General features: G+C 62.1%; 21 protein-coding genes. 11 read left to right on the top strand and 10 right to left on the bottom strand.

Annotated elements, in window-relative coordinates:
• Positions 1-2 precede the first annotated feature (2 nt).
• Positions 3-1,502: an Asp-tRNA(Asn)/Glu-tRNA(Gln) amidotransferase subunit GatB gene (gene gatB, locus WDX12_RS26035; protein WP_434722536.1), complete on the bottom strand. Its 1,500-nt coding sequence runs from the start codon at positions 1,500-1,502 to the stop codon at positions 3-5.
• A 284-nt stretch (positions 1,503-1,786) separates the two neighbouring features.
• Here gatB and WDX12_RS26030 point away from each other — a divergent pair, with 284 nt between their 5' ends.
• Positions 1,787-2,044 carry a YjhX family toxin gene (locus WDX12_RS26030; protein WP_434722535.1) on the top strand — a complete coding sequence of 86 codons (258 nt, stop codon included), beginning with the start codon at positions 1,787-1,789 and terminating at the stop codon, positions 2,042-2,044.
• 53 nt (positions 2,045-2,097) lie between these two features.
• Here the strand turns inward: WDX12_RS26030 and WDX12_RS26025 are convergent, their stop codons facing one another.
• A complete protein-coding gene (locus WDX12_RS26025; RefSeq protein WP_434722534.1) occupies positions 2,098-2,529 on the bottom strand; it encodes a CBS domain-containing protein in 432 nt (143 codons plus the stop codon).
• A gap of 133 nt (positions 2,530-2,662) precedes the next feature.
• Positions 2,663-3,400: a rhomboid family intramembrane serine protease gene (locus WDX12_RS26020; protein ID WP_434722533.1), complete on the bottom strand. Its 738-nt coding sequence runs from the start codon at positions 3,398-3,400 to the stop codon at positions 2,663-2,665.
• A gap of 425 nt (positions 3,401-3,825) precedes the next feature.
• Between WDX12_RS26020 and WDX12_RS26015 the strand changes: the two genes are divergently transcribed.
• The 4 genes from WDX12_RS26015 (at position 3,826) to WDX12_RS26000 (ending at position 6,889) form a co-directional block, all read left to right on the top strand.
• Positions 3,826-4,464, top strand: coding sequence for a PAS domain-containing protein (locus WDX12_RS26015; protein ID WP_434722532.1), 639 nt, complete (start codon positions 3,826-3,828; stop codon positions 4,462-4,464).
• Between the two features lie 174 nt (positions 4,465-4,638).
• On the top strand, positions 4,639-5,256 hold the full coding sequence (locus WDX12_RS26010; protein ID WP_320298032.1) for a PilZ domain-containing protein: 618 nt from the start codon (positions 4,639-4,641) through the stop codon (positions 5,254-5,256).
• Between the two features lie 247 nt (positions 5,257-5,503).
• Positions 5,504-6,109 (top strand): transglutaminase-like cysteine peptidase, encoded by a 606-nt coding sequence (locus tag WDX12_RS26005; protein WP_320298033.1) that lies wholly within the window; start codon positions 5,504-5,506, stop codon positions 6,107-6,109.
• 201 nt (positions 6,110-6,310) lie between these two features.
• The gene (locus tag WDX12_RS26000) at positions 6,311-6,889 is read left to right on the top strand and encodes an ankyrin repeat domain-containing protein (RefSeq protein ID WP_434722531.1); all 579 of its coding nucleotides are present in this window, start codon (positions 6,311-6,313) and stop codon (positions 6,887-6,889) included.
• Between the two features lie 24 nt (positions 6,890-6,913).
• Here WDX12_RS26000 and WDX12_RS25995 read toward each other — a convergent pair whose 3' ends face one another.
• Positions 6,914-7,441: a gamma carbonic anhydrase family protein gene (locus WDX12_RS25995; protein ID WP_434722530.1), complete on the bottom strand. Its 528-nt coding sequence runs from the start codon at positions 7,439-7,441 to the stop codon at positions 6,914-6,916.
• 19 nt (positions 7,442-7,460) lie between these two features.
• Positions 7,461-7,733, bottom strand: coding sequence for a DUF6949 family protein (locus WDX12_RS25990; RefSeq protein ID WP_434722529.1), 273 nt, complete (start codon positions 7,731-7,733; stop codon positions 7,461-7,463).
• Positions 7,734-7,914: 181 nt separating this feature from the next.
• Between WDX12_RS25990 and WDX12_RS25985 the strand changes: the two genes are divergently transcribed.
• From WDX12_RS25985 to WDX12_RS25975, 3 genes are all read left to right on the top strand, one after another.
• Entirely contained in the window at positions 7,915-8,643 is a 729-nt protein-coding gene (locus tag WDX12_RS25985; RefSeq protein ID WP_320298036.1) for a hypothetical protein, read from the top strand.
• Positions 8,644-8,770: 127 nt separating this feature from the next.
• On the top strand, positions 8,771-10,024 hold the full coding sequence (locus tag WDX12_RS25980; protein ID WP_434722528.1) for a cytochrome P450: 1,254 nt from the start codon (positions 8,771-8,773) through the stop codon (positions 10,022-10,024).
• The gene (locus WDX12_RS25975; RefSeq protein ID WP_434722527.1) at positions 10,021-10,728 is read left to right on the top strand and encodes a transporter substrate-binding domain-containing protein; all 708 of its coding nucleotides are present in this window, start codon (positions 10,021-10,023) and stop codon (positions 10,726-10,728) included. The genes WDX12_RS25980 and WDX12_RS25975 overlap by 4 nt, the downstream gene beginning before the upstream one ends.
• A gap of 14 nt (positions 10,729-10,742) precedes the next feature.
• Here WDX12_RS25975 and WDX12_RS25970 read toward each other — a convergent pair whose 3' ends face one another.
• The 5 genes from WDX12_RS25970 to WDX12_RS25950 all read right to left on the bottom strand — a co-directional run bounded on the left by WDX12_RS25970 (position 10,743) and on the right by WDX12_RS25950 (position 14,695).
• Positions 10,743-11,087 (bottom strand): cupin domain-containing protein, encoded by a 345-nt coding sequence (locus WDX12_RS25970; RefSeq protein ID WP_434722526.1) that lies wholly within the window; start codon positions 11,085-11,087, stop codon positions 10,743-10,745.
• Between the two features lies 1 nt (position 11,088).
• Positions 11,089-12,369 carry an O-acetylhomoserine aminocarboxypropyltransferase gene (locus WDX12_RS25965; protein WP_434722525.1) on the bottom strand — a complete coding sequence of 427 codons (1,281 nt, stop codon included), beginning with the start codon at positions 12,367-12,369 and terminating at the stop codon, positions 11,089-11,091.
• A gap of 159 nt (positions 12,370-12,528) precedes the next feature.
• The gene (locus WDX12_RS25960; protein WP_434722524.1) at positions 12,529-13,050 is read right to left on the bottom strand and encodes a CoA-binding protein; all 522 of its coding nucleotides are present in this window, start codon (positions 13,048-13,050) and stop codon (positions 12,529-12,531) included.
• Positions 13,047-13,829, bottom strand: a complete 783-nt coding sequence (locus tag WDX12_RS25955; protein WP_434722523.1) for an AAA family ATPase — start codon at positions 13,827-13,829, stop codon at positions 13,047-13,049. The genes WDX12_RS25960 and WDX12_RS25955 overlap by 4 nt, the downstream gene beginning before the upstream one ends.
• 44 nt (positions 13,830-13,873) lie before the next feature.
• A complete protein-coding gene (locus WDX12_RS25950) occupies positions 13,874-14,695 on the bottom strand; it encodes an enoyl-CoA hydratase (RefSeq protein WP_434722522.1) in 822 nt (273 codons plus the stop codon).
• Positions 14,696-14,831: 136 nt separating this feature from the next.
• Between WDX12_RS25950 and WDX12_RS25945 the strand changes: the two genes are divergently transcribed.
• Genes WDX12_RS25945 through WDX12_RS25935 form a run of 3 tightly spaced genes read left to right on the top strand, consistent with a single transcriptional unit; the run spans position 14,832 to position 15,942 of the window.
• Positions 14,832-15,287, top strand: coding sequence for a PaaI family thioesterase (locus WDX12_RS25945; protein WP_434722521.1), 456 nt, complete (start codon positions 14,832-14,834; stop codon positions 15,285-15,287).
• A 44-nt stretch (positions 15,288-15,331) separates the two neighbouring features.
• A complete protein-coding gene (locus WDX12_RS25940) occupies positions 15,332-15,517 on the top strand; it encodes a type II toxin-antitoxin system HicA family toxin (protein ID WP_434725711.1) in 186 nt (61 codons plus the stop codon).
• A 26-nt stretch (positions 15,518-15,543) separates the two neighbouring features.
• A complete protein-coding gene (locus tag WDX12_RS25935) occupies positions 15,544-15,942 on the top strand; it encodes a type II toxin-antitoxin system HicB family antitoxin (RefSeq protein ID WP_434722520.1) in 399 nt (132 codons plus the stop codon).
• The last annotated feature ends 61 nt before the right edge of the window (positions 15,943-16,003 follow it).

The raw sequence follows: 16,003 nt of genomic DNA, 5'->3' as shown, positions 1-16,003 counted from the left end.
GCCTATTCGATGCCGAGCTTGGCCTTGACGAGATCGTTGACCGCCTGCGGGTTGGCCTTGCCGCCGGTCGCCTTCATCACCTGGCCGACGAACCAGCCGGCCATGGTCGGCTTGGCGCGCGCCTGCTCGGCCTTGTCCGGGTTGGCGGCGATCACCTCGTCGACCGCCTTCTCGATGGCGCCGGTGTCGGTGACCTGCTTCATGCCGCGACTCTCGACGAGCTGGCGCGGGTCGCCGCCCTCGTTCCAGACGATCTCGAACAGGTCCTTGGCGATCTTGCCGGAGATCGTGCCTTCCTTGATCAGATCGAGAACGGCGCCGAGCTGCTCGGGCGAAACCGGAGCATTTTCAATGTCCTTGCCAGCTTTGTTCAGCTGGCCCAGGAGATCGTTGATGACCCAGTTGGCGGCGAGCTTGCCGTCGCGGCCCGCAGCCACCTTCTCGAAATAGTCCGCGATCGGCTTTTCCGAAACCAACACCGAGGCGTCGTAGGCCGAGAGGCCGAGCACATCGACCAGCCGAGCCTTCTTGTCGTCGGGCAGCTCCGGCAGGCTTGTGGCGAGCGCATCGACATAGGCCTGGTCGAACTCCAGTGGCAAAAGGTCGGGATCCGGGAAATAGCGATAGTCATGCGCCTCTTCCTTGGAACGCATCGAACGCGTCTCACCTTTGACAGCGTCGAACAGGCGCGTCTCCTGATCGATCTTGCCGCCGTCCTCCAGAATGGCGATCTGGCGGCGCGCCTCATATTCAATGGCCTGGCCGATGAAGCGGATCGAGTTCATGTTCTTGATCTCGCAACGCGTGCCGAAGGCACCGCCCGGACGGCGCACCGAGACGTTGACGTCGGCACGCAGCGAGCCTTCGTCCATATTGCCGTCGCAGGTGCCGAGATAGCGCATGATCGAGCGCAGCTTGGTGACATAGGCCTTGGCTTCGTCGGCCGAACGGATATCGGGCTTGGAGACGATCTCCATCAGCGCCACGCCGGAGCGGTTGAGATCGACATAGGACATGGTCGGGTGCTGATCATGCATCGACTTGCCGGCATCCTGTTCCAGATGCAGGCGCTCGATGCCGACCTCGATATCCTCGAACTCGCCCTGGCGATCAGGGCCGACCGAGACGATCACCTTGCCCTCGCCGACGATCGGCTGCTTGAACTGCGAGATCTGGTAGCCCTGCGGCAAGTCCGGATAGAAATAGTTCTTCCGGTCGAAGACCGACTTGTGGTTGATCGCGGCCTTCAGGCCCAGCCCGGTGCGGATCGCCTGCTTGACGCATTCCTCGTTGATGACCGGCAGCATGCCGGGCATCGCCGCGTCGACCAGGCTGACATTGGCATTGGGCGCCGCGCCGAACGAGGTCGAGGCGCCGGAAAAGAGCTTGGCTTCCGAGATCACTTGCGCATGCACTTCGAGCCCGATGATGATTTCCCAGTCGCCGGTGGCGCCGGGGATCAGACGTTTCGCGTCGGGGGTGCGGGTGTCGATGATGCTCATGGAGGCCTGCGTATCTTAGAATTCGCGAATATGCGCAAAAGGATAGTTTGACGAGCAACTTCGCTAGTGCAAACCGCCCGGCGAGACAAGCGCAAAGCCGTCCGCTGGCCTTTTCCTGCGCTTTCGCCTAAGAAGCGTCCACCCCTATGGAGAGTGGATGTCCACTTACGCTCAGTCCCGGTGAAGCCCTGACCTCTTGAGCGAGGCAGGGCAGAAAAACCTGAAACCCCGTGCCGCGATGTCTCGCGGCGGCGGCTTTTGTTGTTTTTCCCGGGAATTCTTCAATGGACATATCGCGCAACGAACAGCGCATCCTGCACCTGCTCGCGCAGGGCGGGCGTATCGAAATCGAAAAGAACGAGAGTAGGAAGATCGCCTCGGCCCAATGCCTGACCCGCGACGGCTGGCGTTATCCGGGCTTCGACCTGGAGCTCTTTCGAAAATTGAGGCGCAAGAAAGCGGTTTCCTCGACGGATGGCGGCCCTTACCGCATCACACGACGCGGGCTCCAACTCGTCCGCGCCGAGCTCGACAACCGATAGAACGCGTCGCACCGCCGGCTGGAAACAGCCGGCGGTTTCCTCGCCTTGCCTGCTTAGGCAGTAGCGATGTAGGCCTTCATCTCTTCGGCTTCGCGCTCGACATCCTCAATGCGGCGCTTGACCACGTCGCCGATGGAGACGATGCCGTCGAGCTGGCCGCCCTTTTCCACCGGCAGATGGCGGAAGCGGCCACGCGTCATGATCTCCATGACCTCGTTGACCGTATGGTTTTCGTTGCAGATCTTGACCTTCGGCGTCATCGCCGAGCGCACGGCGATGTCGAGCGCGGCAGCGCCTTCCCTGGCCACCACCCTGACGATATCGCGCTCCGACAGAATGCCGACGATCTTGCGATCGCCATTGGTGATGACGAGCGCGCCGATCCTGTGCTCGGCCAGCATGCGAATGGCCTCGCTGAGTTTTTCATTGGGCCCGAGCGTGAACACGTCATGGCCTTTGCTTTCAAGAATTGCCTTAACCGTCATGGCGTCCTCCACTGCCGTTGACGCCGGCTCCCCGCCCTGACCGGCTTTTGAGCCCCGGCGCCCTCAGAAAGACGCCGGGTGCTTGGCGAACATCGTGCGCCGTGATTGGCTGCATTTCAAGTGCGCCTAAGGACTAGGCGGCAGCCTGCGGACGGTCGAAAAAACGCAGTCCGAAAAAGCCGGCGACGAAGCCGCCGATATGGGCTTCCCACGCGATCTGACCATCGATGCCCGGCGCAAAGCCAAGCAGGCCCGTGGCAAGATTGATCACCATCCAAACGCCGAGAAAGGTCATGACGCCGCGCGAGCGCAGCACGGATGCGATCGGTAACGGCTCACCTGCGAAGGCCGCACTGCCCGACGAGCGGTCGACGCGGAAGCCATAGCGCGCGGCCGCGCCCATCATGCCGGAGATCGCGCCCGAGGCACCGACGAGCGGCGCCTCGCCATAGGGATGCAGCGCCCAGAACAAAACGACCGAGGCCAGGCCCGTCGCGGCATAGAACACCGCGAAACGCAGCGCGCCGAGACGATTGGCGAGCGGCGAACCGAAGGCTGCAAGCCAGATCATGTTGATGGCTATATGGGCAACGCCCCCGTGCATGAACGCATAGGTGAACGGACGCGTGAACAGGAACCAGTCGAAGCCGTACTGGCCCGTGTACAGCACCGGAATGAAGGCACCGTCATAGAGCAGCGTCATTTGCTGCGTTTCGTTCAGCACATATTGCTGCAGCAGATACACGGCCGCGCATATGCCGATCACGGTGAGCACCACCGGCGGCAGGTTGAACACGGGTTCGCGGCGCCGCGGCTCGGGGGCCTCGTCCGGCGTCGGTTCGGTTTCAGTGGGGCTTACAGGCTCGCTCATGCGCCTTTGCGGGTCTGGGGCTTAGGGTTTTCGGCGAGCATGTAGATCACGCTCTTTCGAATCACAAACGGCTAATCGCCACAGCCCAGATCGGAAAAGGAGCGAATCAGAACGGGGGCGAATCAAAAAGAAGGCCGTCCAGGATTTCCCTGAACGGCCGGTCGAGTCCCCTGCTCCCCATAAACTCGTGACTGAAGTGCTGCCGATCGCTGCAGGAACGACCGTTTTGGAGTGGTTTTGGTGTGCCATAGGCCTCGGCAGCGCGCAATGTAAACCACTTGTTAACCTTAACGATCCCGAGGCGTGAACAAACGTTAACGATACTGGCACGCATCCTGCTCCGCACCGCATGAAGGTCATCGGAGGGCGCCCTGTCTGTTCGCCGATGGGACATCAAAAGACAGATTGTGCGGAGCGGAATGGACATGAAAGAAAAAGGATCAATCGCGCTGTTCCAATATTGGAACCGGCTGCGTGATGGTCGCCTCGCCCCAAAGCGATCGGAGGTGGAGCCGGCCGACATCAAGTCGCTTTTGGCCGACACCTTCATCCTGGAGCGCGACACGCGCGGTGAGGCGGTGTTCCGGCTCGCGGGCACGCGGCTCTGCGCCTATTATGGCCGGGAGCTCAAGGGATTCTCCTTCCCTTCGCTCTGGCGCGAGAAGGATCAGCGGCTTGTATCGCGGCTCATGCAGGGCGTTTTCAATCAGAAATCGGTTCTGCTCATGACCTATGAGGGGTTCAGCCGCAACGGCCGTTCCCACAAATTCGAACTCCTGGCGCTGCCGTTGGACGGGGGCGCCGAAAACCCGCGCTGCCTCGGCATCATCAGCACTGCCGATAAGCCGTTCTGGCTTGGCGCCGATCCGCTCGCCGATGCGCTCATCGATACGATCCGGGTGATAGATCCCGACAAGGAGCCGATGTTCCTGAAGAACCGTCCGGCGATCGACGTCCCCTCGCTCGTTCCGGCGGAATTCGATCCTCCGGAGACCATTTCGGCGCTCGGCCGCGTGCGCCGCATCCGCCATCTCGTCGTCCTCGACGGCGGACGTCACGAGTGAGCCTGGCCGCGCGGGATTTTCTCCTCGCTCGCGGTTGATTTTTCTGCGTCGCGCGAGCCTCCAGGCCCAGGCTTTCGCGGCCGATTTTTCCCGTTTGTTAACCTGCTTTGCTGTAGTTTTTCGGGCGAAATTCCTCGCATCGTCGCGTGGAATGCCAACAGGGTGTAGCCAGTCATGAGGTCAGCGGCGGTAGAATATGCGCCGTCACGAGCTGAGCGGCGCAACTTTCAGCGTGTCCGCGTCAAGATTTACGGGCGCTTCATGCTGGAAGACCGTACCGAGCATCCATGCCAGGTGATCGACATGTCGCCCGGCAACGTCGCGTTGCGCACCGACCGTATCGGCATGCCGGGCGAGAAGGTGATCGCCTATATCGACCATATCGGCCGTGTCGAAGGCATCGTGACGCGCACCTCACAGGACGGTTTCGCCATGACCGTCATCGCCTCGGATCGCAAGAAGGACAAGCTTGCCGCGCAGCTCACCTGGCTTGCCAACAAGCATGAGCTCGACCTGCCCGAGGACCGCCGCCACGAGCGCGTGGCGCCGCGTAATCCGATGAGCGTCCTGCAGCTTACCGACGGGCGCCAGTATCAGTGCCGCATCATCGACCTGTCGCTCTCCGGCGCGGCGATCGAGATCGACGTCAAGCCGGCCATCGGCGTCCAGGTCACGCTCGGCACGATGCGCGGCCAGGTGGTGCGCCATTTCGAGGACGGCGTCGCCATCGAGTTCGCGGTCATCCAGCGGCCGGAAACGCTCGATCAGGAATTCAACGCGCCGCGCTCTTGACGCGACCGTACTGCAAGCGCGAAGCGAACCGGCCGTTAACGGCCGGTTTTTTGTTGCCCGCCTTTGGCACCGCCTGGCGCGTCACCAGGATCTCGTGCGAACCGGGTAAAACCTGAACAATCCAAGATCGAGATAGTTCAAATTTTATGTTTATTCTACTGAGGTTTTACTCAATATCTACTTCGGGTTTTTGCGTCAAATAAATCCCAACGTGGCACAGTCTCCTTCGAACGGGGAGACTACAACAATGAAAATGACGAGGGGCAAGCTGTTGCTCTTGGCAATGGCGATGCAGCTTTCCGCGTGGGGCACGGCAAGCGCAGGACCGGCTTTCATGCATACGGGTGGCCGCACCACCCAGCCGGTCGGCCACTACGATTTCTGCCAGCGCATTCCGGTCGAATGTAACCAACGGACGCCGAAGGGTCCGCCGGTCGAGCTGACGCGCAAGCTGTGGGCGACGATCGTCAACGTCAACAATTCGGTCAACGTCCGGGTCAAGCCGCGCACCGATATGGAGATCTACGGTGTCGAGGAATACTGGGCCTATCCCGACAACGGCTATGGCGACTGCGAGGACTACGCGCTGGAGAAGCGCCGCGAGTTGATGGCCGTCGGCGTGCCGGCCGGCAATCTTTTGATGACGGTGGTGCGCCAGCCGAATGGCGACGGCCATGCGGTGCTCACGGTGCGCACCAGCCTCGGCGAATTCATTCTCGACAATCTCGAGCCGAAAGTGCTCGCCTGGAACGACACGGTCTACACCTACCTCAAGCGTCAATCGACGGAGAATTCGGGCGTTTGGGAGACGATCAACGACGGCCGCGAGGACGCCGTCGCCAGCGTCCGCTGAGGCGCCAAAGCCATCGGGTACGTCGCCGTGACGCGGCGACATACCCAAGGAGAAAGCCCGGTCGAGTCCCCACCCTCCCCGTCCCCAACGACCGGGTTTTAGGAGCCGGCCCCTGTCCCCGGGGCCGGCTCCGCTATTTTGGGCCGCGCCTGTCGACGCGGCGCTGGTGCGCCCTTTTCGAGCGAGGCGGATGGGAGCAGAATGCCTCGTTCATTGCGGATCAAGGCGATGCTGGAACTCCCTGAGGATCGCGGCGCCAGACATCGGCTGTTCATGGCTATAGACGGCGCCTTCAAGGCGGGCGACTTCGAGGGGCTTGGCAAAGCGCTTGGCGGCTCGACACGCTGGTTCGACGAGCGGATGCCGTTCGAGCTCGGCCTTGGTCATCCGCTGGAATATGCCATCTACTGGAGCCCGGCCACGTTCATCACCGCCTTGCTCGATGCCGGCTCGAACCCGAATTATGAAGATCCTGCCGGGTTTCCTTCGATCATTGCGGCGCTGTCGACGGAGCGGCCGGACAGGCTGGACGTCATCCATATCCTGCTTGGGCATGGCGCAGACCCGGATTTGCGCGGCGTGAACGACTGGACGCCCCTGCACTATGCGGTGTCCCGGCGTGATGCCGGGGCGATCCATCTGCTGCTGCTCGCGGGCGCGGACCCTTTGCTGAGGACTCGCATCGACGACTACGAAACAGCGCTGGAAGGCGCGGAAGGGGCTGGTTTCGAGGTCGGCGCTTTTCTGCTGCGCGAAGCGATGAACAGCCGCCCCGGATGAGGTCGCGCGGAGTTGCTGCCGCCGTCACACTGGCTTCAGCTTGGCCTTGAAGCGTTTTGCGTTGGCCACGTAATGCGCGGCCGAGACGCGCAGCCGCTCGATCGCCGCTTCGTCCAGCGTCCTTATCACCTTGGCGGGCGAACCGACGATCAGCGAATTGTCCGGAAAAACCTTGTTTTCGGTCACCAGCGCGCCGGCGCCGACCAGCGAGTTGTTGCCGATCCTGGCGCCGTTGAGCACGATGGCGCCCATGCCGATGAGGCTGTTGTCGCCGACAGTGCAGCCATGCAGCAGCGCCCTGTGGCCGATCGTGCAGCCTTCGCCGATGGTCAGCGGAAAGCCGGGATCGGTGTGCATGATCGTATGTTCCTGCACATTGGTGTCGGCGCCGATCGCAATGAGCTCGCCATCGCCGCGAACGACTACGCCGAACCAGAAGCCGACATTGCGGCCAATCGTGATGTTGCCGATCAGCGTCGCGTCCGGCGCGATCCAGTTCGTACCGGCGTCCTCGAACTCAGGCGCCTTCCCATCGATCGCATAGACCGGCATTTTTCGTCTCCGATTCGTCTCAACCAGCGAACTCGAAAGACCCTAGGTTGGCCGTCGCCCAGGATGCAATGGCGATGAGCACGACGCCGAGCGCCAGCGCCCAGGCGATGGCCGTGCAACCGCAGGACAACAGCGCCATCGTGCCGATGCGGCCTTCGCGGCGGGCGGCCAAAGCCTCGTTGGTGAGCATGAACGGCCCGGCGCAAGCCGTTGCCGCCAGCGAACGCAGGATATGAACAGGCGAAACATAGGGTTCGGCAAAGGCCAGGCGCCGGCCCGACAGCAGTTCCATGACAGATCCGGACAGCCCGCAGGCCGTGAGACCAACCGCAAAAGCGTAAAGAACAAGCACAACGGGACCCATGTTTACCAACCATTTACCATGAAAACGCACAGTCGTGCCAACGCGCTGCAAGAGCCGTGCCGCGCAGGCTGTGCCGCCGAAGGACAGGCAGGCGGATCGGGAAAGAGCAATGAGACAGGCAAATGTCGCCGAGAGCCCGGACTTCGCGGTCGTCGATTCGACCTTGATGAGGCGGGTCTTCTACGTCTTCGCGGCGCTGGCGCTGCTTTCGGTGGCCATCAGCGTCGGCGGCAAATGGCTTGGACGGTCGATCGCCATGGCTGGCTATACGGATGACGCGACGGTGCGTCAGGTCGTCATGGGCAACAATCTGATCAGAGTGCCGGCAAACTTCATCCGCTTCGACCAGGCGAGGCGCGACGGCATCGCCTCGCGGCTCGACCTCTATCTGCGCTATCCCGAAATGGACGGCTACAGCACGGCCGCGCGCGACGACTTCAACCACACGACGACCAGGAAGATCATTTTCCTGTCATTCGAGCCGCGGATGATGTCGCGCGACATGAGCGGCCGCTTCGCGCCGATCTACAGCGCGCTGATCGAAAAGCCGGGCACGCCCGGCCCAGGCGGCACGACGGTTTACGCCTTCACGGAAAAATCAGGCTATCTCAACGAGGTGCTGGCCGTCGCCGAACGCCCCGGCAAGGACCCGTTCGTCGCCCGCTGCCTCAGCGGTCCGAGCGCGGAGGAATCGCTGGCGCCCTGCGAGCGCGACATCCAGGTCGGTGACGACCTCAGCCTGACCTATCGTTTTCCGCGCGAGTTGCTGGCGGATTGGCCGGCGCTCGACGCGGCGATCGCCACCAAGGTCGCAGGCATCCTGAAGACAGGGCATTAACGGTTGGGTCGTCCGCGTGATGGTGTGTCGAACCCGCGCAAGGCTGCGGCCTGGCTCAACGCTTCTGAGTTGCGGGCGCCAAGACATGGTCTAGCATCGGCCTGACAAGGCGCGGTAATGATCCAGCATGATGCCAGCCTATCTCGCCTTCGACCCAACCAGCCGCCGCCTGCGTCTCGACCCGCATGAGCCGGCCTTCGTCCAGAACCCCTATGAGGCCTATGCCTTCCTGCATGACGCTGCCAACGCGTTCTTCTGGGAAGACTACGGCTTCTGGTGTTTCGGCGGCTTCGACGACGTCAACCGCCTGCTGCGCGACCGCCGTTTCGGCCGCCAGAATCCGGCCGGGATTCCCGACAGCCGCGGCGTTGGTGACGACCGTTCGCATCTTGCGGCCTTCGACGCGATCGAGGCCAATTCCATGCTGGAGCTCGAGCCGCCGGTGCATACGCGGCTCAGAACGCTGGTCAACCGCGCCTTCGTCTCGCGCCAGGTCGAGCGGCTCAGGCCGCGCATCGAGGTGCTGGCCAACGAATTGATCGACCGCTTCGAACCAAACGGTGTCGACCTTCTGCCCGCTTACGCCTCGCCCTTGCCGATCACGATCATCGCCGAAATGCTCGGCGTTCCGGTCGAGATGGGGCCGCAACTGCTCGACTGGTCGCATCGGATGGTCGCCATGTATATGCATGGCCGCACGCGCGAGACCGAGGACACGGCCAACCGCGCCGCGCGGGATTTCGCGGCTTTCCTGCGCGGCTACGCGGCCGAGCGGCGCAAGAAGCCGGGCGACGATCTGCTGTCGCTGCTGATCGAGGCCCAGGACAACGGCCAGAGGCTTTCGGAGGACGAGCTGGTGTCGTCGGCGATCCTGCTTCTCAATGCCGGCCATGAAGCGACCGTGCACCAGACCGGCAATGCGGTGCGCTCGATCCTGGCGCAAGGCGGCGATCCGCGCCGCTTCTTCGAAACTCCGGAGAAAAACGCCGCGGCAGTCGAGGAGAGCCTGCGCTTCGACGCGCCGCTGCATATGTTTCTGCGTTATGCCTATGAGGAGATCGAAGTGTCGCCGGGCATTCTGGTCAAGCCCGGCGAGATGGTCGCACTGCTGCTCGGCATGGCCAATCACGACCCGCTGGCCTTTGCCGAACCCGACACCTTCAATCCGGCCCGCGCGGACCAGAAGAATGTCTCCTTCGGCGCTGGCATCCATTTCTGCATCGGCGCACCGCTGGCCAGGCTGGAGCTGCAGGTGTCGCTGAAGACGCTGTTCGACCGACTGCCGGATCTGCGCCTGGCAGAAGCGCCGCGTTTCCGCGACACCTATCATTTCCATGGGCTGGAGAGACTAAGGGTTGCTCTTCGAGAAACCACGAAATGAGATTCGCGTTCCTGCAGGAACCTCCCTTCTGCTTCACCGATGCTTCCGGCAGGGTCGATGGCTGCGATACAAAGCTCGCCTCGAAAATTTGCCAGATGCTCGACCTGGGGGACTTCTCGCCGATCGAGGCGGAGTTCGCCGAACTGCTGCCCGGAGTGGCCGACGGTCGTTGGGACATGACGACAGGTCTGTTCGTCTCGGACGAGCGCAAAAGGCTCGTGGACTTTACACGGCCGATTTGGTCGTTGCCTGACGGACTGATGGTCGCCAAGGATAATCCGTTAGGGCTGAAGGGCTACCGCTCCCTCGCCCGGCACCCTTCAGCGATACTTGCCGTAATAGCGGATCAGATCCAGCATCAAACCGCTTTGCAGAACGGCGTTCCGCCCGATCGGGTCAGGATATTCGCAACGCAGGCGCAGGCAGCGGAGGCCGTGGCAAAGGGCGCGGTGCAGGCTTATGCCAGCGTCGCCATGGCGCATCGAGGTTACATCGCCCAGCGACCCGCTGCGCGGCTCGACGTCGTCGATGTTCCGGCATCCGAGAAGCAGCCCGCCGCCGGCGCCTTCGCGCTGGCCAAGAGCAGTACCGCGCTACGTCAAGAAGTGGATCGGTGCCTGAATGAACTGCTCGGCTGCCCGTGGCACCGGGAGATGATGAGCCAATGCGGCTTTTCCGACGGCGATATCGATAGACTGCTGTGAACCGGCCGAAGCCGTCAAAGCCGGATCACATATTCCTTGCGCGTCGTCTCCAGCACCTCCCATGTGCCCTTGAAGCCCGGCCTCAGCACGAAGCTGTCGCCGGCCCTCACAGTACGTGCCTCGCCGCCGTCCTCGGCGATCACCGACATGCCGGACAGGATGTGGCAGAACTCCCATTCGTCATAGACGATGCGCCATTTGCCCGGCGTCGCTTCCCAGATGCCGGCATAGAGGCCGCCGTCGCGCTCCTCGACATTCCAGGTGCGGAATTTCGGATCGCCCGACAGCACGCGATCCGGGGCCGGCGCGCCGGCCTCCGGTTCGACGCTGTCGACATTGACCGCAAGGAAGGCCGACATATCAGACCTTGCCGAGCGCTTGCTCGAGATCGGCGACGATGTCGTTGACGTCTTCTATGCCGATCGACAGCCGCACCGTGTCCGGCCCGGCGCCGGCCTTGACCTTCTGCTCATCGGACAGCTGGCGGTGCGTGGTCGAAGCCGGATGGATGACCAGCGACTTGGTGTCACCGACATTGGCGAGATGCGAGAACAGCTCAAGCGCCTCGACGAATTTGATGCCGGCTTCGTAGCCGCCCTTGAGGCCGAAGGTGAACACAGCGCCGGCGCCTTGCGGCGAGTACTTCTTCTGCAAGGCATTGTTCTTGTCGCTCGGCAGTCCGGGATAGTTCACCCACGCGACTTTCGGATGGTTCGAAAGCCAAGCCGCGATGCTCACCGCGTTGTCACAATGGCGCTGCATGCGCAGCGGCAGTGTTTCCAAGCCCGTCAGGATCAGGAAGGCGTTGAACGGCGAGATCGCCGGGCCGATGTCGCGCAGGCCGAGCACGCGCGCGGCAATGGCGAAGGCGAAATTGCCGAAGGTCTCGTGCAGGACGAGGCCGCCATATTCGGGCCGCGGCTCCGACAGCATCGGGTATTTGCCGGACTTCGACCAGTCGAAGGTGCCACCATCGACGATGACGCCGCCGATGGAATTGCCATGGCCGCCGATGAACTTGGTCAGCGAATGCACGACGATATCGGCGCCGTGCTCGATCGGCCGGACCAGATAGGGCGAGGCCAACGTGTTGTCGACGATCAACGGCAGGCCGTGCTTGCGGGCGATGTCGCCGATCTTCTCGATATCGACGAAGACGCCGCCGGGGTTGGCAAGGCTCTCGATGAAGATCGCCTTGGTCCTGTCGTCGATCTGGCTTTCGAAAGTCGCCGGATCGTTTGCTTCGGCCCAGCGAACTTCCCAGCCGAAATTCTTGAAGGCATGGCCGAACTGGTTGATCGAACCGCCATAGAGCTTGTTGGCGGCGATGAAGTTGTCACCCGGCTGCATCAGATTGTGGAAGACGATGACCTGGGCGGCGTGGCCCGAAGCGACGGCGAGCGCCGCCGTGCCGCCTTCCAGTGCCGCGACGCGTTCCTCGAGAACCGCCTGCGTCGGATTCATGATGCGGGTGTAGATGTTGCCGAAGGCCTTCAGCCCGAACAGCGAGGCGGCATGGTCGGCATCGTCGAAGACAAAGGAGGTGGTCTGGTAGATCGGCGTGGCGCGCGCGCCGGTTGCCGGATCGGGCTTTGCGCCGGCATGAACAGCGAGCGTGTTGAAACCAGGCGTACGGGTCATCGAAACCTCCCTCTCAAATCTTTCGAAAATCGCCGGGCATTCATGCCGAAGCCCGAATGGGAATGCAAAGAAGAAAATACCTTTCGGCGTGCGATCTGCGGCGAACGCCAGGAAAAATCCAATTCTTCCCGGAATAATTTTGCGCGAATTACCGCGCGCCTATTTCTGCCTTACGCCGAAGCTCTGAAACCCCTGGCGCATCAAGGGTTTTTTCGATGACAGCACGCCGGAGTTGACCCCGGTCCATCCGATCTCGCCGGACAGCTTGCCGTATTCGATCTTCGGGCAGCGGTTCATTACCACCTTGATGCCGGCGGCTTCGGCACGGGCCGCCGCCTCGTCGTGGCGCACGCCAAGTTGCATCCAGACGACCTTGGGCAGCGGGTCAAGCTTCAGCACCTGGTCGACGATGCCCGGCACCGCTGAGGAAGCGCGAAAGATGTCCACCATGTCGACCGGCAGCGGCAGGTCGGCGAGGCTGGCATAAACCGTCTGTCCGAGGATCTGCTTGCCGGCATGACCGGGATTGATCGGCACTACCGAAAAGCCCTTGGCCAAAAGATATTTCAGCACGAAGTAGCTTGGCCGCACATCGTTGGGCGAAGCGCCGACCATGGCGATCGTCTTCACCGCATTCAGGATGCCGGCGATATAGCTGTTGTCGTAGGTATCGTGGTTCATGGTTCGTCCTCATACAGCGCTTCGGCGAGAAAGGCAGCCGGATCGCTGCAGAAGTCGCGCATCATGCGAAAATGATCGGTGTCCTGAAAATCGACGAGGTCCAGCCCGGAGCGCCTGACGCGGAAGAGCCGCGCGTTCGGACAAGCCATCAACAAAGGCGAGTGCGTGGCCATGATCACCTGCGCGCTGCCCGACTGCTCCATGCGCCGGAGCAGTTTCAAGAGTTCGATCTGGCGCGTGGGCGACAGCGCGCTTTCGGGCTCGTCGAGGATATAGATGCCTTGCCGGCGGCAACGCTCCTCGAAGAAACGGATAAAGCCCTCGCCATGCGACCAGGAGAGGAAATCGGGCGGCGGTGGCTTGAACGGATCTTCGAGAGCCGCCCGGTCGAGATAGCGTGCGACGGAATAGAAGGATTCAGCCCGGAAGAACCAACCGGCGGTGACCTTCGGCAGCCAATGGCCGCGCAGCGTGTCGGCAAGGGACGCGCCGCTTTTGTCGATCGCAATGGAATGGTCGACCGGGCGGTAGCCCTTGCCACCGCCGGCTTCGTCGTAACCAGCCAACGCGCCGATCGCTTCCAGCAGCGTCGATTTGCCGGTGCCGTTCTCGCCGACAATGATGGTGATGGCGCTCGTGAATTCAAACTCGAATTCGCGGCCGTGGAAGATCGGCAGGTTCCAGGGATATTTTTCCCAATCCGTGACGCGCGATGGCTCAAGCAGGATGCGCTTGAGATAAGGCGCTTTCAGCCGCATCAGTTGCTTGCGGGCAGCCACGTCGAACCTTCAGCGATTGATTGGCACGGCTCCATTCAAGTTGGCTACTCGTCGGTCCATTCAGGCTTGCGCTTGCCGATGAAGGCGCCGATGCCTTCCTCAGCGTCGCGCGCCAGCATGTTCTCGACCATCACGCGGCCGGTATGGGCATAGGCGTCGGCCAGCCCCATTTCAGCCTGGGCGTAGAATGCTTCCTTGCCGGTCTTGACCACCAAAGAGGATTTGGATGCAATGGTTTGCGCGTATTTGTTGACAACCTGATTCAGATATTCGCGCGGCACGATGCGGTTGATCAGGCCGAATTCCTTGGCGGTCGCGGCGTCGATCGTTTCGCCGGTCAGCAGCATCTCCATCGCCTGCTTGCGCGAGACGTTGCGCGACAGCGCCACCATCGGCGTCGAGCAGAACAGGCCGATGTTGACGCCAGGCGTGCAGAAACTCGCCTCGTGCGAGGCAATGGCAAGGTCGCAGCTGGCGACCAGTTGCAGGCCGGCTGCGGTGGCGAGACCGTCGACCTCGGCGATCACCGGCTTCGGGTGGCGCACGATCGTTTGCATCAAGGTTGCGCAGGCCGCGAAGGTCTTTTCGAAAAAGGCCTTGCCGCGGTCCGCTTCAGCGCGATGCGCCGTCATTTCCTTGAGATCGTGACCGGCGCAGAACACTTTTCCCGATGCCGCGAGGATGATGACGCGCACGGATTTGTCGGCCCTGACGCGATCGAACTCGGCCTGCAGCGCCGCCATCGTGGCCAGCGACAGCGCGTTGGCCGGCGGGCTGGCCAGCGTGAGGCGCAAGATGCCCTTGTCCTGGCTGACAAGAACGGGGCCGTCAGCGACGGCGGGCTTGATGGCGACGACTTCGGCCACTTCTAATCCTCGTGCTTATGGAGCAACAGAACTAGCACGCTGCCGGTTGAAGAACAGCCGCGAGACGTGTTTTCTCCGTCGCACCGTTTGGTCCAGGCGCACCGCCCGGAGCCGCTCATTCATATAGGACGCGCCGATGCCAGCCCAAAGCAATCTGAAGCCAGTGCTCAACGCGGCGCAAGTCAATGCGCTGATGGCAAGCGTCTATCCGCAGCTCAACGACAATTTCACCTCCTACGAGGCGATCGACGTGTTTCCAGGCGGCTGCACGGTGCGGCTCAACGCCGACGGGCGGCATCTGCGCCCAGGCGGCACGGTCTCGGGTCCGTCGCTGTTCACGCTGGCCGACATCGGCGGCTACGTCTGCGTGCTCAGCCATGCCGGACCGGACGCGCTTTCGGTGACGGTCAACCTCGACATCAACTTCATGCGCAAGGCCGAAGCCGGTCCGATCGACGGCCATTGCCGGATCCTGAAGCTCGGCAAAAGCCTGATGGTGTTCGATATCGATATTGTCGCCGGCCCGGACGGGCACACCGTCGCGCATGCCACCGGCACCTATTCGATTCCGCGAAAGTCCTCCCCAGCTTGATACCTCAATGGGATGTGTATATATATGCGCATAGGTGGCATTTGATCGAGCGTGACAGTCGCCGCATCATAAAACGGCTGAGGGACGACGGCTTTGAATTGGTCTCGGTTCGGGGCTCGCATCACAAATTCCGCAAAGGCACCATTGTGCTTCCGCACCCGGAGAAAGATCTGCCAGTCGGCACCGCTCGCGCGATCGCCAAGCAGGCAGGCTGGATTCGAGCGATTTAAATCGCGCGTGCAATCAGGAGACTGCAATGAAGAACTACTTCGCGCTGGTTGAGAAGGATGCCGACAGCGCGTTTGGTGTTCGCTTCCCCGACATTCCGGGCTGCTTTTCAGCTGCGGACGTACCGGAAGATATCGTGCCAAATGCGGTCGAGGCCCTGCAGCTTTGGGCCGAGGATATGTCTGTTCCTGAGCCATCCAGCCACGAGGCTATTGTCTCGCTTCCCGAAATCCGCGCCGCGCTGTCCGAGGGCGCCTATCTGGTCTCGGTGCCGCTGATCGATAATGATAGCGCCGTGGTGAGGGCGAACGTGACATTCGAACGCGGTGTCTTGCGCGCGATCGATGCCGCCGCGCGTCAGCGCGGCATTACCAGATCGGCGTTTCTCTCAAGCGCAGCCCGCAAGGAAATCGAAGCTAAGCACTAGCCCCCGAGCGGATTAGCGCCGGCCACACTTGTGGTAAAATAATACCACCTTACCAAACCAT

The organism is Mesorhizobium sp. RIZ17 (assembly GCF_051127865.1).
Lineage (GTDB): Bacteria > Pseudomonadota > Alphaproteobacteria > Rhizobiales > Rhizobiaceae > Mesorhizobium > Mesorhizobium humile.
The sequence above is the reverse complement of the archived record's forward strand: the minus strand, read 5'-3'. Positions and strand labels throughout refer to the sequence as shown.

What these genes read in the sequence shown, in the direction of transcription:
- gatB (WP_434722536.1), bottom strand. Translation starts at nt 1,502, where the DNA reads ATGAGCATCATCGACACCCGCACCCCCGACGCGAAACGTCTGATCCCC.
- WDX12_RS26030 (WP_434722535.1), top strand. Translation starts at nt 1,787, where the DNA reads ATGGACATATCGCGCAACGAACAGCGCATCCTGCACCTGCTCGCGCAG.
- WDX12_RS26025 (WP_434722534.1), bottom strand. Translation starts at nt 2,529, where the DNA reads ATGACGGTTAAGGCAATTCTTGAAAGCAAAGGCCATGACGTGTTCACG.
- WDX12_RS26020 (WP_434722533.1), bottom strand. Translation starts at nt 3,400, where the DNA reads ATGAGCGAGCCTGTAAGCCCCACTGAAACCGAACCGACGCCGGACGAG.
- WDX12_RS26015 (WP_434722532.1), top strand. Translation starts at nt 3,826, where the DNA reads ATGAAAGAAAAAGGATCAATCGCGCTGTTCCAATATTGGAACCGGCTG.
- WDX12_RS26010 (WP_320298032.1), top strand. Translation starts at nt 4,639, where the DNA reads ATGAGGTCAGCGGCGGTAGAATATGCGCCGTCACGAGCTGAGCGGCGC.
- WDX12_RS26005 (WP_320298033.1), top strand. Translation starts at nt 5,504, where the DNA reads ATGAAAATGACGAGGGGCAAGCTGTTGCTCTTGGCAATGGCGATGCAG.
- WDX12_RS26000 (WP_434722531.1), top strand. Translation starts at nt 6,311, where the DNA reads ATGCCTCGTTCATTGCGGATCAAGGCGATGCTGGAACTCCCTGAGGAT.
- WDX12_RS25995 (WP_434722530.1), bottom strand. Translation starts at nt 7,441, where the DNA reads ATGCCGGTCTATGCGATCGATGGGAAGGCGCCTGAGTTCGAGGACGCC.
- WDX12_RS25990 (WP_434722529.1), bottom strand. Translation starts at nt 7,733, where the DNA reads ATGGAACTGCTGTCGGGCCGGCGCCTGGCCTTTGCCGAACCCTATGTT.
- WDX12_RS25985 (WP_320298036.1), top strand. Translation starts at nt 7,915, where the DNA reads ATGAGACAGGCAAATGTCGCCGAGAGCCCGGACTTCGCGGTCGTCGAT.
- WDX12_RS25980 (WP_434722528.1), top strand. Translation starts at nt 8,771, where the DNA reads ATGATGCCAGCCTATCTCGCCTTCGACCCAACCAGCCGCCGCCTGCGT.
- WDX12_RS25975 (WP_434722527.1), top strand. Translation starts at nt 10,021, where the DNA reads ATGAGATTCGCGTTCCTGCAGGAACCTCCCTTCTGCTTCACCGATGCT.
- WDX12_RS25970 (WP_434722526.1), bottom strand. Translation starts at nt 11,087, where the DNA reads ATGTCGGCCTTCCTTGCGGTCAATGTCGACAGCGTCGAACCGGAGGCC.
- WDX12_RS25965 (WP_434722525.1), bottom strand. Translation starts at nt 12,369, where the DNA reads ATGACCCGTACGCCTGGTTTCAACACGCTCGCTGTTCATGCCGGCGCA.
- WDX12_RS25960 (WP_434722524.1), bottom strand. Translation starts at nt 13,050, where the DNA reads ATGAACCACGATACCTACGACAACAGCTATATCGCCGGCATCCTGAAT.
- WDX12_RS25945 (WP_434722521.1), top strand. Translation starts at nt 14,832, where the DNA reads ATGCCAGCCCAAAGCAATCTGAAGCCAGTGCTCAACGCGGCGCAAGTC.
- WDX12_RS25935 (WP_434722520.1), top strand. Translation starts at nt 15,544, where the DNA reads ATGAAGAACTACTTCGCGCTGGTTGAGAAGGATGCCGACAGCGCGTTT.